This is a genomic window from Alteromonas sp. KUL17 (assembly GCF_006538305.1).
GTDB lineage: Bacteria > Pseudomonadota > Gammaproteobacteria > Enterobacterales > Alteromonadaceae > Alteromonas > Alteromonas macleodii.
Genome location: NZ_BJKJ01000007.1, coordinates 66,129 through 82,081, shown reverse-complemented (window position 1 = coordinate 82,081; position 15,953 = coordinate 66,129). Strand labels below are relative to the sequence as shown.

At 46.0% G+C, this 15,953-nt stretch carries 18 protein-coding genes; 16 read left to right on the top strand and 2 right to left on the bottom strand.

Annotated features, from left to right (window positions below; all coding sequences use genetic code 11):
- The first annotated feature begins 36 nt into the window (after positions 1–36).
- Genes KUL49_RS08460 through KUL49_RS08445 form a run of 4 tightly spaced genes read left to right on the top strand, consistent with a single transcriptional unit; the run spans position 37 to position 3,699 of the window.
- Positions 37–318 carry a calcium-binding protein gene (locus KUL49_RS08460; RefSeq protein WP_223866688.1) on the top strand — a complete coding sequence of 94 codons (282 nt, stop codon included), beginning with the start codon at positions 37–39 and terminating at the stop codon, positions 316–318.
- Between the two features lie 60 nt (positions 319–378).
- Positions 379–1,776 (top strand): sensor histidine kinase KdpD, encoded by a 1,398-nt coding sequence (locus KUL49_RS08455; RefSeq protein WP_014948855.1) that lies wholly within the window; start codon positions 379–381, stop codon positions 1,774–1,776.
- Between the two features lies 1 nt (position 1,777).
- On the top strand, positions 1,778–2,362 hold the full coding sequence (locus KUL49_RS08450; protein ID WP_014948856.1) for a hypothetical protein: 585 nt from the start codon (positions 1,778–1,780) through the stop codon (positions 2,360–2,362).
- Positions 2,359–3,699, top strand: a complete 1,341-nt coding sequence (locus KUL49_RS08445) for a sigma 54-interacting transcriptional regulator (protein ID WP_014948857.1) — start codon at positions 2,359–2,361, stop codon at positions 3,697–3,699. The genes KUL49_RS08450 and KUL49_RS08445 overlap by 4 nt, the downstream gene beginning before the upstream one ends.
- Before the next feature lie 86 nt (positions 3,700–3,785).
- Here KUL49_RS08445 and KUL49_RS08440 read toward each other — a convergent pair whose 3' ends face one another.
- Positions 3,786–4,271, bottom strand: a complete 486-nt coding sequence (locus tag KUL49_RS08440) for a GAF domain-containing protein (RefSeq protein WP_131137014.1) — start codon at positions 4,269–4,271, stop codon at positions 3,786–3,788.
- Positions 4,272–4,395: 124 nt separating this feature from the next.
- Complete coding sequence (locus KUL49_RS08435; RefSeq protein ID WP_131137013.1) at positions 4,396–5,247, bottom strand: DUF72 domain-containing protein; 852 nt, start codon at positions 5,245–5,247, stop codon at positions 4,396–4,398.
- Between the two features lie 247 nt (positions 5,248–5,494).
- On the opposite strand from KUL49_RS08435, the gene aspS reads away from it, so the two are divergent.
- The 12 genes from aspS (at position 5,495) to ybgF (ending at position 15,722) form a co-directional block, all read left to right on the top strand.
- On the top strand, positions 5,495–7,255 hold the full coding sequence (aspS, locus tag KUL49_RS08430; protein ID WP_069943983.1) for an aspartate--tRNA ligase: 1,761 nt from the start codon (positions 5,495–5,497) through the stop codon (positions 7,253–7,255).
- Positions 7,256–7,258: 3 nt separating this feature from the next.
- The gene (nudB, locus tag KUL49_RS08425; RefSeq protein WP_131137012.1) at positions 7,259–7,699 is read left to right on the top strand and encodes a dihydroneopterin triphosphate diphosphatase; all 441 of its coding nucleotides are present in this window, start codon (positions 7,259–7,261) and stop codon (positions 7,697–7,699) included.
- A complete protein-coding gene (ruvC, locus tag KUL49_RS08420; RefSeq protein WP_014948862.1) occupies positions 7,699–8,217 on the top strand; it encodes a crossover junction endodeoxyribonuclease RuvC in 519 nt (172 codons plus the stop codon). Before nudB ends, ruvC begins: the two co-directional genes overlap by 1 nt.
- Before the next feature lie 36 nt (positions 8,218–8,253).
- Positions 8,254–8,874, top strand: coding sequence for a Holliday junction branch migration protein RuvA (gene ruvA, locus KUL49_RS08415; protein ID WP_014948863.1), 621 nt, complete (start codon positions 8,254–8,256; stop codon positions 8,872–8,874).
- Positions 8,875–8,942: 68 nt separating this feature from the next.
- Positions 8,943–9,947: a Holliday junction branch migration DNA helicase RuvB gene (ruvB, locus tag KUL49_RS08410; RefSeq protein ID WP_014976035.1), complete on the top strand. Its 1,005-nt coding sequence runs from the start codon at positions 8,943–8,945 to the stop codon at positions 9,945–9,947.
- 586 nt (positions 9,948–10,533) lie between these two features.
- The gene (gene ybgC / locus KUL49_RS08405; RefSeq protein ID WP_014948865.1) at positions 10,534–10,932 is read left to right on the top strand and encodes a tol-pal system-associated acyl-CoA thioesterase; all 399 of its coding nucleotides are present in this window, start codon (positions 10,534–10,536) and stop codon (positions 10,930–10,932) included.
- Positions 10,922–11,611 (top strand): protein TolQ, encoded by a 690-nt coding sequence (gene tolQ, locus KUL49_RS08400; RefSeq protein WP_014948866.1) that lies wholly within the window; start codon positions 10,922–10,924, stop codon positions 11,609–11,611. Before ybgC ends, tolQ begins: the two co-directional genes overlap by 11 nt.
- Positions 11,612–11,640: 29 nt before the next feature.
- Positions 11,641–12,060 (top strand): protein TolR, encoded by a 420-nt coding sequence (gene tolR / locus KUL49_RS08395; RefSeq protein WP_014948867.1) that lies wholly within the window; start codon positions 11,641–11,643, stop codon positions 12,058–12,060.
- 7 nt (positions 12,061–12,067) lie between these two features.
- Positions 12,068–12,961 carry a cell envelope integrity protein TolA gene (gene tolA, locus KUL49_RS08390; RefSeq protein ID WP_131137011.1) on the top strand — a complete coding sequence of 298 codons (894 nt, stop codon included), beginning with the start codon at positions 12,068–12,070 and terminating at the stop codon, positions 12,959–12,961.
- A gap of 4 nt (positions 12,962–12,965) precedes the next feature.
- Positions 12,966–14,321, top strand: coding sequence for a Tol-Pal system beta propeller repeat protein TolB (gene tolB, locus KUL49_RS08385; protein WP_131137010.1), 1,356 nt, complete (start codon positions 12,966–12,968; stop codon positions 14,319–14,321).
- A gap of 40 nt (positions 14,322–14,361) precedes the next feature.
- Complete coding sequence (gene pal, locus KUL49_RS08380) at positions 14,362–14,928, top strand: peptidoglycan-associated lipoprotein Pal (protein ID WP_014948870.1); 567 nt, start codon at positions 14,362–14,364, stop codon at positions 14,926–14,928.
- Positions 14,928–15,722 (top strand): tol-pal system protein YbgF, encoded by a 795-nt coding sequence (ybgF, locus tag KUL49_RS08375; RefSeq protein WP_131137009.1) that lies wholly within the window; start codon positions 14,928–14,930, stop codon positions 15,720–15,722. The genes pal and ybgF overlap by 1 nt, the downstream gene beginning before the upstream one ends.
- Positions 15,723–15,953 lie beyond the last annotated feature (231 nt).

Here is a 15,953-nt window from a genome sequence, read left to right as displayed (position 1 = left end):
TTGAGAAGGATTTTAAAAGCGTTTAGCGGAGGATTCATGATGAAACGTCTCGAAAAAGTTTTCTTAGCACTTTGTGCTGTTGCTGCAGTACAAGCCATTTCAGTAGCGGACGCGTACGCAAGTCCAGCGCGCTCGTTGATGCAGGAATTAGACACAGATAAAGATGGTCTGATATCACTTAAAGAAGCGGTTCGACACACAGGTCTACTGCGTAACTTTGGGCTGATTGATGACAACGAAGATGGCAAACTTTCCGAAGCCGAATTGGCAAAAAGCAAGTTGACGCCAGGCAATGAAAAGCTCACAGCAAGTGAGTAGATAAAATAATATATTTAAGAGGGTAAGGTTCTGATAAACAAGGTTTCGTTTGGTGAACGCTTGGTACAACTTGGTTCACTAAGGCAATTGACGCTAGGTAGTTTTGTACTGGCCCTTATCCCTCTTATAGCCTTACTTTGGCAAAGTCAAAGCGACTTAGCCAAAGTGGGTCAAATGACAACACTTGAAACACGGTTTGTTGTCGATGTTGTTAGCGACATGCAAAGACTCGATAACGCGGTCGTTGACGTAGAGCGCAGCATTCGCCAATTTGCTGTGTTGAGAAATGATAGGGTGGCCTCTCTTTCTGATAACGCCATCGATCAATTTGCCGTGGCCGCTGACAATCTATGTCAGGCTCTCTCGGTACCAACTACCTGCACGCGACTTTCAGAACAGCTAAATCAATTAGCCGAATATCGAGCGATTGAAGACCAGCTTTTACTTAATGCCTACCTTGCGTCAGTGGGCGATAGCGTCGACCAGCTTCGCGACGATGTAGAAGCCGCTATTACTGAACGTGTCAAAGTCCAGCAAGATGACTTAAATGCCATGCAAGCAAAGCAAGCTTGGTCTACAGCTATGCTTGTAAGCGTTTCGTTATTGCTAATACTGATGGGGAGTCAACTTATTGTGAACCCCGTTAACAACTTAAAAAAGATTATAAGGATCATGGCCCACAGCGATGGTCAGCTTCCACCCCTTTCAAGACAAGCGCCAAAAGAACTGATTGATGTAGAGAAAGATTTACATTGGCTTTATGATCGACTACAGCAGTTGGAGCATATTAGAACCGCCTTGCTGCGACACGCTGCTCACGAGCTCAAAACTCCGCTTGCCAGTATTAAAGAAGGCTGCAGCTTGTTGTCTGAAAACGTAGTGGGCGAGTTGAATAACAGTCAACGCGAAGTACTTTCGCTACTTACTGCTAGCACGCAAAGGCTCAACACGCTGGTGGAAAAGTTGCTCGACTACAACCTGCTGTTGCAACAAGCTCAGCCAAAAATGGTACAAAGTGACGTTAGTAAGTTAGTTTCTGCTTGTTTAGAAGATTACGCGCTCGCCATTCAGGATAGAGAAGTGGAAGTAAAGATAACTGCGTCCGAGGTGCGTATAGACGAGGAGCTGTTTAGAAGAATACTTGATAACTTGGTGTCCAATGCAGTCGCGCATGGCGCAGTGGGAAGACCGATAAATATTAGCCTTTATAACGAAAACGATAATCTTGTACTGGATGTTGCCAATCGCGGTAAGCGTATTGCTCCAGAGTCAGTACATACTTTATTTGAACCTTTTATCCGAGGAACCGAGCCGAGAAACGACAATGTCATTGGGACGGGTTTAGGGTTATCAATTGTTGCCGATTGCGCTCGACTGATGCATGGTGATGTGCGTGTTGTAGATGTAGACTATGCCGATGTTTGCTTTAGAGTGACCATTGGGCAACAGGAAAAATAAAATGAGAATAAGTGGTTTAATTGTCGCCTTACTGGTGCTGACAGGATGTCAGAGTTTAACCAGGAACAACGACAACGCAGGTGAGCCAGAAAAGGTGACGCCTGTAGCTAAAATAGAACGTGGCCTTTGTTTATTTGTTGAGCCTCCACAGGGGTTCGAGCACAATTGCGATGCAACCTATTGGCTTAACGCGTGGATTGACGCGGCCAACCAACCTTGGTTAGAGCGTAAGCAAGCATTAAAAGCGTTAGGTGATACAGCATCTGACACGCTTCACGCCTACGTTTTAACACTACCAACAGATACACCTTATCAAGACAGGTTGCGCGCGCAGCTTGCCCTAAATGATATTGCTGGAACATTTACACCCACTGCGCAAGAAGTGGTGACTGTTATTGCTGCGTCGCACAACAATCAGATTATGCAGCTTGAATCTGCCATGGTGGTGTTGGAGCAAGAAAATACTTCTCGTGGCGAGAAAGTAAAAGCACTTGAAATTGAAGCAGTTAACCTGCGCAAAAAACTAGAAGAATTGTTGCAGATTGAAGCAACACTGATGGATAAAAACAGGAGTACACAACAGTGAGCGAAAAGGCGAGTAGTAACCCTAACTTATTGTTGGTAGATGACGATAAGAGCTTATTGCGCTTATTAACCATTCGTCTGGAAGGCGAAGGTTATGAGGTGACCGCAGTGGAAGACGGTCAATCAGCGTTAAGAAAGCTTCAAAACGACAACTACGATGTAGTATTAAGTGACTTGCGTATGCCCGGCTTAGATGGTCTGAGTTTGTTTGAAGAAATTATGGGAATTAGAAAAGATATTCCTGTAATTCTGATGACGGCTCACGGCACCATTGCTGATGCGGTAGCAGCCACTCAGCGTGGTGTATTTGGGTTTTTGCCTAAACCTGTCGATCACGACGAATTACGCGCGCTGCTGCAAAAAGCACTTAGCCAGTCTCAAGCTGCACAGCCTGGGGATTGGGCAAAGGACATCATCACCCGTTCTCCAGAAATGCTAAATGTACTAGACCAGGCGTTCCGCATAGCTCAGCGTGAAGTGTCTGTGCTTATTAGCGGCGCGAGCGGTACAGGTAAAGAATTACTTGCTAATGCCATTCATAAAGCCAGTAACCGCAGCGACAAACCATTTGTAGCTATTAACTGTGGAGCATTGCCTGAAAACTTGCTTGAGTCTGAGCTATTTGGTCATGCCAAAGGTGCGTTTACCGGTGCTGTAGCTGCTCACCCAGGTCTGTTTAGAGAAGCCGACGGCGGTACCTTGTTCTTGGATGAGATTGGCGATATGCCGATGACGCTGCAGGTAAAACTGCTGCGTGCATTACAAGAGCGTCAAATTCGCCCAGTAGGTAGTAGCAAGCACGTAGATATCGATGTGCGTATCATTTCTGCAACGCACAAAGACTTGCACAAAGAAATGGAAGAAGGCACCTTCCGCGAAGATTTATATTACCGTCTAAACGTGGTGAACCTAAAACTTCCGTCGCTAAAATCGCGAAGTGAAGATATTCCACTTCTGGCTCGCTCGCTGCTGCAGCAAAGCGCACAGCGTCATGGCGTGAATGTAAGCCAATTTTCTGATGACGCTATGCAACAGCTGGTAACCTCATCTTGGCCAGGTAACGTACGTCAGCTTGTTAACGTGGTTGAGCAGTGTGTTGCGTTAACGCAAACGCCGGTTATTCCGCTTCACTTAGTAGAGCAAGCCTTGTCAGCCACTAAGCAAAGCTGGCCAACGCTTACAGAAGCGCGCGATGCGTTTGAACAGCAATACTTGCACAAGCTTCTAAAAATGACCGACGGCAACGTAACGCGCGCGGCAGAGCTTGCTGGTAGAAATAGAACTGATATGCACAAGCTTATGAAAAAGCACGAGCTAGACGCAGCTGATTTCAGATAGACATAGTCGAGCTTAGAGAGTTATTAAACGCATCACTTTTTAGTGATGCGTTTTTGTTTTGCGATACGAAAAGCGTAGGGCTGGAGTTATGCTGGAAGGTGCTCTGAAAAAATAATGGTTTCAACTGTGCGGGCGTGGTTTTTTAAGCTTTCTATCTCAACATCTAAAAAGTCACGTGGTTCATCAAACAGTAGGCATAACGTACCCAATTCATAGCCATCTTTGTTGCGCAAGATAGCACCTGCGTAAGCTCTTATGAAAGGGCTGCCAGTAACCAGCGGGTTATTAGCAAATAGCTTATCGGCTTTAGCGTCGGGAACAATTAAGTATTCTTCTTCGGCTATCGCGTAGGTGCAAAACGAGATATTACGCGGTGTTTCGGTAGCATCCATACACTGGCGAGACTTAAACCATTGACGATCTTCTGCAACAAGGCTTACCAAGCAGGTTTTAGCATTAAACTCTTCTTGTACAGCTTTGGTGAGCTCGTCAAGTTGTTTGCTTGGGGAAGTATCTAAAATATCTAACGATTCAAGCGCAGCAATACGCGCTTTCTCATATTCATGGTTCATTGAGGTTATTTCACGGTAAATAATGGTGTAGTACCAAAATAGATAAGAGCAGTAGTTTACCGCTGAATTAGAAAAACGCTATCTATTAAAAAATATTGATAGGCTCAATGTCAGTTGCTCGTCATCAAAACAGTGAATTCTGCTCTGGTTGAGTTTTAATAGACAGGTTATTTAGCGCGAGTGATGGAGTAGTGTTGTTATACAAATCGATAAACTGCTGCGCTAACCAGGGAGCATCTTTGTTGTCTGGGCGGTGACAAAAAAAGTACACGTCTTTTCCTTCACTTTGCCAAATCTTCACTTTTTTCACCCAAGGCAATAAACAGCGTTGGTTGTCATCATCAACATCATTGCCTACAAAGCGCACAATGGGAGTATGGCCTGTAGCAATAACATTTACTGGTACACGAGGCTTTTTCTCTCGTACTTCCTCTAGCATCGCTCGTCTATTGTTTCCCCCTGCGTCTAAAGACCCAGTAAACAGTGCTCGGGTGTCCATAATGATTCTATTCGCACCGTGGCGGATCAAAAGTTGGTTAAGTGCCTTTTCCTCATCCCCCTTTGCAAAAAATGCCAAGTGGCGCACCTCAACCGCTATGTTTAATTCTTGAGGTAGCGCCGCTAAAAAAGTATCTAAAATGGATAGCTTTTCTGGCCCGAAAGAAGCGGGCAGTTGCAGCATCATTACTCCTAGCTTTTCTTTTAGCGGGCTTAATAAAGCAAGCTGTTGGGCAACCTCTTCTTCACAATGCTGTAGTTGATGTACATGCGTAATGTTTTGGTGAAACTTGAAAGTAAATCTGAAGTGGTCGGGTGTTGAATCGCACCATCTCGCTACAGCGTCTTGGTGGGGAAGAGAGTAAAATGTGGTATTCCCTTCAACCGTATTACACTCCTTGGCATACAGTGACAATCCATTATCAGACTTGGGATAATTAGCAAACCACGTGCTTGGCCAATGGCTGTGTTGCCACATTGGCAATCCAATATAGAGATTTCCTTGTGATATGGCTGATTTGTGCATATTTGTCATTGGGCTTTATCAAGCATTTGTTTATACTATGCGGCCTTTAAATCATTACATTATGCATGTTGTGGGCGGGCCAGCTAATTGGCCAGCAAGTTTACGCGATTTTTGGCAAAGTCTTAAGCCCAAAAGTAAGCGGTTTTGAACGCCAATTCACAGCATGAGAAGCAAGAAAAAACATCAGGGGTCAAGGACCATGCGCACAGATTACTGTGGGAATATCGATTCATCATACATTGGACAAGAAGTTACCCTTTGCGGGTGGGTTAATAAGCGTCGCGATTTGGGCGGTGTAATTTTCATCGACTTACGCGACCGCGAAGGTATCGTACAAGTGGTGTTCGACCCAGATTTACCAGACGTGTTATCGGTAGCTAACACCTTGCGTAGTGAATTCTGCGTAAAGCTAACGGGTAAAGTGCGTGCGCGCCCTGAAGGTCAAGTTAACAAAGACATGCGCACAGGTGAGATTGAGATCCTTGGCACAGGCCTTGAAGTGATCAACAAATCTGACGTGCTTCCACTAGACTGGAACCAAGAAAACTCAGAAGAACAGCGCCTTCGCTATCGTTATCTAGACCTTCGCCGTCCCGTAATGAGCCAGCGTTTACAGTTCCGTGCAAAAGTAACCGGTGCTGTACGTCGTTTCCTAGAAGAAGAAGGTTTCCTTGATATTGAAACGCCTATTCTTACTAAGGCAACGCCAGAAGGTGCACGTGACTACCTAGTGCCAAGCCGCACCCACAAAGGTGAGTTTTTTGCACTTCCGCAATCGCCACAGCTTTTCAAACAGCTTCTGATGATGTCGGGCATGGACCGTTACTATCAAATTGTTAAGTGCTTCCGCGACGAAGACTTACGTGCCGACCGTCAGCCAGAATTTACCCAAATCGATATTGAGACCACGTTCTTAGATGCCGATGGCGTAATGTCTATCACCGAGCGTATGATCCGCGACTTGTTCAACAAAATGCTAAACGTTGACCTTGGCGACTTCCCGCGCATGACGTACAAAGAAGCCATGACGCGCTTTGGTAGCGACAAGCCAGACCTACGTAACCCGTTAGAGTTAACAGACGTTGCCGACTTGCTTGCTAACGTTGACTTTAAAGTATTCAGCGGCCCGGCAAACGACCCTAAAGGTCGCGTAGCAGCTATTCGCGTACCTGGTGGGGCGTCGCTTTCGCGTAAGCAAATAGACGAATACACTAAATTTGTAGGTATTTACGGCGCGAAAGGTCTGGCTTGGATTAAAGTTAACGATGCTGGTGCAGGTCTTGAAGGTCTACAGTCGCCAATCCTTAAATTCCTATCGGAAGACATCACTAACGCCATGCTAGAGCGCACTGGCGCACAAAGTGGCGATATTCTATTGTTTGGTGCAGACAGCTACACTGTGGTTACCGAAGCGATGGGCGCACTTCGTCTTAAGCTTGGTGAAGACTTTGAGCTTCTTGAAGGCGAGTGGAAGCCACTTTGGGTTGTTGACTTCCCAATGTTTGAAGAGTTTGACGGTCAGCTTCACGCTATTCACCACCCGTTTACCGCGCCACGTGGTTTAACGCCAGAAGAACTTAAAGCTAACCCAGCTGAAGCCTTATCTGACGCTTACGATATGGTATTGAACGGTGTTGAATTAGGCGGTGGTTCTGTACGTATTCACAATGAAGACATGCAGTCTACGGTATTCAACATTCTTGGCATTGACGATGAAGAAGCGAAGAACAAGTTTGGCTTCTTGCTAGACGCACTGCGCTTTGGTGCGCCGCCGCATGCAGGTCTTGCGTTTGGTCTAGACCGTCTGGTAATGCTTATGACTGGCGCGACGTCTATTCGTGATGTTATGGCATTCCCTAAAACGACCACAGCGGCATGTCCGTTAACATCGGCGCCTAGCCCTGCGAACCCACAGCAGCTTGAAGAGCTTGCTATTGCAACGGTGAAAAAGCAATCGTAATTTATGGCGTATAAGAAGCCTGAATCTGCACTGGTAGTGTTGTACGACCAACACTACCGAGTGCTGCTTTTGCAACGACAAGACGACCCCACCTTTTGGCAGTCGGTAACCGGCGCGTTAGAAGAGGGGGAGTTACCCTTAGAAACGGCATATCGTGAAGTGTGTGAAGAAATTGGCATCGATGCCAAAGCACACGGCTTTGTGGTCAACGACCACGATAAGCAAAACCAATATGAAATTCGTAGCCGCTGGCTACATCGTTATCCTCCTGGTACTGTGCACAACACAGAACACGTATTTTCCCTTCAAATAAACAGCGATTTACCCCTTATTTTAACAGAGCACTTACAGTACGAATGGGTGTCGAAAGACGAAGCACTCGCGCGTTTATGGTCTCCCTCTAATAAAGAAGCGGTATCTTTGTTTGTACCGAGTGTGCCTTAATGGTTATACTGGGTATAGATCCAGGTTCTCGGATCACAGGCTACGGTTTAATTGCACGCAAGCAAGGTAAACTGGTGTATGTAGCAAGCGGATGCATTCGCGTTGGAACGGCAGATTTACCCTCTCGTCTTGCTAATATTTTTACCGGTGTTGGCGATATTATTCGTCAATATAAACCCGACCAGTTTGCTATTGAGCAGGTATTTATGGCGAAAAACCCTGATTCAGCGCTGAAGCTTGGTCAGGCCAGAGGTGCCGCGATTGTGGCAGCCACCCAAGCGCAACTTCCTGTTGCTGAATACAGCGCAAGGCAAATTAAGCAGTCGGTAGTTGGAAAAGGTGGCGCAGATAAAACGCAAGTTCAGCACATGGTAAAACACCTGCTGAATTTAAGCGGCACGCCACAGGCCGATGCTGCCGATGCATTAGCCGTTGCCTTGTGTCATGCACACACTGAACAGAGCCTGATAAACATGGCAGGGCAAGCCCGAAAAACCGTTCGTGGTCGTTTGCGCTAATACTGCTCGAAGCTCACGCTTTTACAGAGATAATTCATGATTGGACGAATTCGCGGTACGTTGGCTGAGAAACAGCCTCCAGAAATTCTTGTAGATGTAGCCGGTGTTGGCTACGAAATTCACATGCCTATGACCAGTTTCTACCAGCTTCCCGCGGTGGGTGAAGAAGTGGTGGTGTACACACATTTTGTGGTTCGTGAAGACGCCCAATTGCTGTTTGGTTTTGCTGATAAAATGGAAAGAGGGCTTTTCCGAGAATTGATCAAAGCCAATGGTGTAGGCCCAAAGTTAGGCCTTGCTATTTTATCTGGAATGTCGGCAAGCCAGTTCTTGGCAAGTGTACAAAATGAAGATGTTTCTGCACTCGTCAGCTTACCGGGTATAGGTAAGAAAACCGCAGAGCGTTTAGTGGTAGAGCTTAAAGACCGCCTAGCAAAATTTGGCAAGGCGCAGAGTATTGCTGTACCACCTCCAAGTGGCGACTTGCTATCCACCAACACTATTGTTGCTGTAAACGACGCTCGGGAAGAAGCACAAAGCGCGCTTATTGCACTGGGCTATAAACCTGCTCAAGCGAGCAAGCTAGTCGACAGCGTATATAAAGAGGGCATGGAAAGTGAAGCCCTTATTCGCGAATCATTAAAAGCGGCCATATAATGGCGCTCAACGAAGACAGCGGTTCTTAGTCTGCCTGTCTTCACGTCACCGTTTAAAGTAGAACTATCATGATTGAAGCCGACAGACTGATTACGCCTGAAGCCAGCACCGAAGACGAGGTCATCGACCGCGCCATTCGCCCTAAAATGCTGGAAGACTATACGGGGCAGCCTCACGTATGTGAGCAAATGGAAATTTTTATTCAAGCTGCGCGTAATCGCGACGATGCGCTAGACCATCTACTTATTTTCGGTCCGCCAGGACTGGGTAAAACCACGCTTGCGAACATTGTGGCAAATGAAATGGGCGTGAACATTAAAACCACGTCAGGCCCTGTGCTTGAGAAAGCTGGCGACTTGGCTGCACTTCTTACCAACCTTGAGCGCAATGATGTATTGTTCATAGACGAAATACATCGCTTAAGCCCAGTGGTAGAGGAAATTCTCTATCCTGCCATGGAAGACTATCAGCTTGATATTATGATAGGCGAGGGGCCTGCCGCCCGTTCAATTAAGCTAGACCTTCCTCCTTTTACGCTGGTAGGCGCTACCACCCGCGCAGGCTCGCTAACGTCGCCATTACGCGACCGTTTCGGCATTGTTCAACGATTAGAGTTTTACAACGTTAAAGACCTTACCAGTATTGTGGCAAGAAGCGCGAGCTATCTGAATTTAGACATGAACGATGAAGGTGCGCAAGAAGTGGCTCGTCGTTCGCGTGGCACACCGCGTATTGCCAATCGTTTGTTACGCCGTGTTCGAGACTACGCAGAAATTAAAGCAGACGGCACGGTGGGGGCCGATACGGCAGCGAAGGCACTGGATATGCTTGACGTTGATAAAGAAGGTTTCGATTACATGGATCGTAAATTGCTTACTGCTATTATCGAAAAGTTTGATGGTGGGCCAGTAGGCTTAGACAATTTGGCAGCAGCCATTGGTGAGGAAAAAGAAACCATAGAAGACGTGATTGAACCCTTCCTTATTCAGCAGGGCTTTTTACAGCGCACGCCTCGAGGCCGTATTGTGTCGCAGCGCGCTTATCTTCATTTTGGTTTCGCTCCGTCTGAATAATTTACCGTCCCTTTGTAAGAAGGTACAGATTCGTTTTAAAGGCCTAGCAGGATTGCTGGGCTTTTTTTGGCAACACAGAAAATACAGAAGCCGTTTCAAACGCTACAAGTAAATGCTCGTATGGGGGAAGCTGTAACTTCAGAGCATTGAGATTGGATGGCGAATTACTGCATAGCGCAAGTTAAGCATGGGCGGCCAATATTTCGTTTTGTACAGATGCTAAATTACAAGCAAAAAAAAGCCCGCTCATTGAGCGGGCTAAAACAACAAGTGTTGAAGGAAATAAATCCAGGGAACTCATGTCTAACAGGAGAATAACTCTTGCATGACCGTGCTAAGCACCATCACGCTCTGTACGACTGATGCTGTGCATTATAGGGAGAGCAGAAAAAACTACAATTGAGTAAAATTGTTGTTTTGGATTAGAAAAACTAATGTGTTAACTGGGTGTTTAATATTGGTTTACTTTTGATTAAATGTTAGCTTTGGTGGGGCTTGTGGAGTGTTTTTGTTCTGCATTTTGTCGCGCTAATTAGTTATTTTGACTCCGCTTTGGATTATTAATTTTTTGGGTGAAGGAATAGTTATGCATTTACATCAGGTAAGAGTGTATTACGAAGATACCGATGCAGGCGGTATCGTCTATTATGCGAATTACCTAAAGTTTATGGAGCGAGCCCGTACAGAGTGGCTTCGCGAGCTAGGTTTTGAACAAGACACGCTGATGGAACAATCCATCGCTTTCGTCGTCAAACACGTTGAAATGCATAACTATGCGCCTGCACGGTTCAATCAACTGTTGAGTATTGAAACTCGCGTTGTAGAATTGAAAGGCGCTAGTATGACGTTTCAACAAATTATTAAAAATGAACAAGGCGTTACATTGGTATCGGGAGATATCAAGGTTGCCTGCGTCGATTTGGCCGTTATGAAGCCAAAAAGATTACCACGTACTTTGTTAGGGGAAATTTCGCGTGTCATCTGATCTCACTTTTATTGGCTTGTTTTTACAAGCGAGTTTTATTGTTCAACTAGTTATGCTTTTGTTGCTAAGCGTGTCGATAGCGTCGTGGACGTTTATCTTCCAACGCAGCAAAGCGTTGTCGGCGGCTCGCAACGAAATGCGTCAGTTTGAAGATAAGTTCTGGTCAGGCGCTGACCTTAACCGTCTTTATCAAGAGCTTTCTGCCAGAACTAACCTAACAGGCATGGGCAGCATCTTTTGCTCAGGCTTCAAAGAGTTTGTTCGCCTGCGCAAATCCAACACCGCCACCAACGGCATTGTTGACGGTACATACCGTGCCATGCGTGTTTCTATGTCTCGTCAAGTCGAAGAATTAGAAAGCCGTTTACCCTTTTTAGCCACGGCGGGCTCAATTAGTCCTTACATCGGTCTATTTGGAACTGTGTGGGGGATCATGAATGCCTTCATCGCACTAGGTGAAGTGCAGCAAGCTACCCTTGCAATGGTAGCGCCGGGTATTGCAGAAGCACTTATTGCAACTGCTATCGGCCTGTTTGCCGCTATTCCTGCGGTTATTGCCTACAACCGTTTCAGCCATCAGGTTGAGAAGCTAGAAAATAGCTACGGCAACTTCATGGAAGAGTTCTCTGCAATCCTTCACCGCCAAGCCGTTGCTGCGCAAGCACAACAACAAGCCTAAGCGTTTACATTCCAAACGGAGGACTTGTTATGTATGTAAGAAAACGCCGCAGGCCGGTATCAGAGATAAACGTAGTGCCCTACATCGACGTGATGTTGGTGTTGCTTATCATCTTTATGGTAACGGCGCCGCTTATTTCTCAAGGGGTAAAGGTAGATTTGCCTAAAGCAAGTGCCAACCCGATAGAGCAAGAAGATACACCACCGATTATTGCGTCAGTGGATGTTAAAGGTCGCTACTTCCTTAATGTAGGCGAAGACCAGGAATCGCCAATTAGCGAAGAAGAGCTTGGCGCTATTGTAAAAGCACAATTGACCAAAGAGCCCAATACGCCCGTAGTGGTAAAAGGCGATGGACAAGTAGCGTATAACGAAGTGATACAGCTAATGGTGTTATTACAGCAGGCGGGTGTGCCTTCAGTAGGGTTAATGACGGATCCGGTTGAGTAATATAGATATGTCGAAATCTGAAGTGTCGAAAAGCACGTCAACCGCTAGCCACTCAAACAACGCGAGTAACGGTGTAAGTGGTGATAAAAAGAACGGCAAAAGTGCCAAGCAAGCCAACAGTATAAGCCCAGAACAAGTAGGCTTGTACAAGTCTATTGGTTTGCATCTTTTTATTGCTGCGCTGTTGCTAATTAGCGTCAGTTTCTCTCCTGACCCGTTGCCAAGTATGCCGTCGAATGCGCCTGTGATAGAAGCGACGTTTATTGATGCGCAAGCGATTGCGGATCAAAAAAGGGAGCAGGCACAAGCTGAAGCTCAAGCAAGAGCCGAAGAGCAAGAAAGGCAAAGAAAAGCAGAAGCCGCGGCAGAGAAAAAACGCCAGCAGCAGCTAGCAGCCAAGCGTGCGAAAGAGAAGCGTGAAGCAGAAGCGGCTGAAGCGAAACGTCAGAAAGACTTGGAGCGCTTAGCTGCGCAGAAGGAACAAGAGCGTAAGGAGCGCGAAGCAAAAGCGAAAGCTGAGGCTGAGCGAAAGAAAAAAGAAGCAGCTGAACGCGCTGAAATGGAAAGGATCATGCAAGAGCAGCTTGCAAAAGAACAAGCTGCTCAGCAAGAACGTAGGCGAAAACAGGTACTTACTGAAGTAGAGCGTTATACTGCGCTTATTCAGCAAACCATTAAGCGCAATTTGTATTCAGACGACAGCTATCAAGGTAAAACTTGTCGCTTGAATATTCGATTAGCGACTACGGGCTTTGTAACGAGTATTCGCGTGCTAGGCGGAAACGACGCGCTTTGCAGAGCAGCTGAAAGCGCAGTTCGAAGAGCCGAAAAGTTACCGGTATCTGATGCGCCAGACGTTTACGAGCAGTTAAAAGACATTACTTTAAAAGTGGAATTATAGTGGTATGAAAAAACTAGGTTTATGGATAGCGCTTATTACGATGGCATTCAGTGCCAAAGTGTTTGCATCCTTAGAAATTGTGATAACCGAGGGCGTAGATAGTGCACGTCCAATCGGGGTTGTGCCATTTAAATGGAAAGGTCAGGGCAGTATGCCTGGCGATATTTCTAAAGTGGTGATGGCCGACTTAATGCGTAGTGGTAAGTTTAATCCGGTATCTGTCGACAAAATGCCACAGTACCCGGAGACAGCGGAACAAGTGTCTTTCACTGCATGGGCAACCTTAGGTGTGGACACGGTTTTAGTAGGAAGTATTGAGCCACAAGGAGGCGACCGTTACCTTGTATCCTATGAGTTGATTGATGTACTTAAAGGGCAAGTTGACGATGGGCAAGCTAAAGTACTCAAAGACGGCAATTTGGTATCGAGTAATGATCACGTACTAGCCGCCCGTCAGGCAGTGATCAACGGCCGAGATTTTCGCCAGTATGCGCATCGAATTAGCGACATTGTGTATGAAAAATTGACCGGTGTTCGCGGTGCATTTTTAACGAAAATTGCTTACGTCATTGTTCGCGACCGTGACACGGTAGAAAAACCTTACCAATTAGTCATTGCAGACTACGATGGTGAGAACGAAACGCGCTTGTTGTCTTCGCCAGAGCCGCTTATGTCGCCAGTTTGGTCGCCTGATGGCGAGAAGCTTGCCTACGTTAGTTTTGAAAATCGTAGACCGCAAATATTCATTCAGAATATCTACACCAGCGAGCGTACGCGCATTACTGATTTCCCTGGAATAAATAGTAGCCCGGTGTTTTCACCAGATGGCAAGCAACTTGCAATGGTTTTATCGAAAGATGGAAACCCTGAACTCTATGTGATGGACTTAGCGACAAAAAATCTTCGCCGAGTAACACGAAATAGAGCGATTGATACGGAGCCTTCATGGCTACCAGACGGCAGTGGGTTAATATTTAGCTCGGAACGGGGTGGTAAACCCCAGATATATAGCGTAAATTTAAATTCTGGGAAAGTAAGGCGAGTTACCTTTGTAGGTGAACAGAACCTTGGCGGTACGATTTCCCCAGACGGCAAGCAAATGATTATGGTAAACCAAACTAATGGGAACTATCACATTGCGAAGCAGTCTTTGGATGGTGGATCACCTCAAGTACTGACACGGACGTACTTAGATGAATCACCAAGCGTAGCGCCGAATGGAAGCATGATTATATACAGCACCCTTCACGAGGGAACCCAAGTGTTGTCACTGGTTTCTTTAGATGGGCGTTTTAAAGCTAGGTTACCAGCAGCCAATGGGCAAGTTAAATCGCCAAGTTGGTCACCATTTTTGTTCTAACAATTTAACGACTAAACAATAAAATTTAAGGATTAGTAGGATGCAAATGAATAAAGTGATGAAGAGCTTCATTATCGCATTGCCAGTAGTGACAATGATGGCATGTTCTTCAGGCCCTAGCGAAGAAGAATTGGCAGCAGAGCGTAACCGCCTTGCACAAGAACAAGCGGCTGCAGAAGCGGAAGCACGTGAAGCAGAAGCACAGCGCGTTAAAGCAGAAGCTGCACAGCGTATGAAGCGTCAGGAAGAAATGGTTCAGCAAGAAATGGAAGCGCTGAAAAACGAACAAACCGTTTACTTTGACTTTGACCGCTCAAGCATCAAGCCAGAGTTCCAGCGTATTCTAGACAAGCACGCGGCGTTCTTGGTGAAAAACCCAAGCACTAAAGTGACTATTGAAGGTCACACTGACAGCCGTGGTACGCCAGAGTACAACATCGCGCTAGGCGAACGTCGTGCACAGTCTGTTGAAACTTACCTACTTAATGCTGGCGTAAGCAGCAGCCAAGTAACAGTAGTTTCATACGGCGAAGAAAAACCAGCAGTGATGGGTTCTACTGAGTATGCATTTGCTCAAAACCGTCGCGGAGTGGTTGTTTACCGCTAATGACTATTCTAACGAATAAGACATTAAAAATGGGCGTCACTTTATGTGCCGCCCTTGCTGTTTCTACCGCATTTGCGCAAGCGCCTGTGGTAGACGCCAATGGCGGCAGTGAATTAGAGCAGCGTATTGTTGTGCTAGAGCGTATTGTTAAGAGCCGAACCGAAATGCAACACAGGCTTCAAACGCAGCTAGACAATATGCAAATGGAAGTCGACCAGCTGCGTGGTGCGGTTGAAGTTAATACCAATGAACTTCAAAAAGTACTTGAGCGTCAGCGTGAGCTTTACCTTGAAATAGATAAACGCGTGGAGGCACTTAAGCAAAGCGGCGCGCTACAAGGTAGCGCCATGCCTAGTGCAGGTGTTGATTCTGGCTCTGCGAGCTCTCCAACAGCATCTACGCCAACGCAAGCTCCGCAAGCAGGTGAAGATGAAGCCTACGAAAATGCGGTGAATTTGATCCTTAAGTCTCGTGAGTACGATAAAGCCATTCCTGCGTTTCAATCGTTCATTTCACGCTTTCCCAACAGTGGTTACGCACCAAATGCGCACTATTGGTTAGGGCAACTGTTGTTTAATAAGCAGCAGTGGAGCGAAGCAAGTGAACAATTTAATATTGTAGCTAATCGCTTTACCGATTCTTCCAAGCGTCCTGATGCCTTATTAAAACTAGGTGTCATTGCTGAGCGAACGGGAGACAGTTCAACAGCACGTCAGCTGTTCCAACAAGTTGTAAATGATTACCCTGATTCTTCGGCAAAACGCCTCGCTGAATCTCGGTTAAATAACTTGTAATGAACAAAGCCTCTTTTAAAGAGGCTTTTTTATGAGTTAGAGAAAAGTTTTTTTCAAAAAATTCCATTTAGAGTGCATAAAACTTCTGCACCAAATTTCACTGTATTTCGTAGAAACCTGACTAAACTCAATTAGTACTGGTATAAATACTCAGCGATTTGTTTTCATTTTGACCGTTTAGTCGTAATTTGACAGAAAAATGAAAATAAAAGGACGTTATGGGTTGCGTCG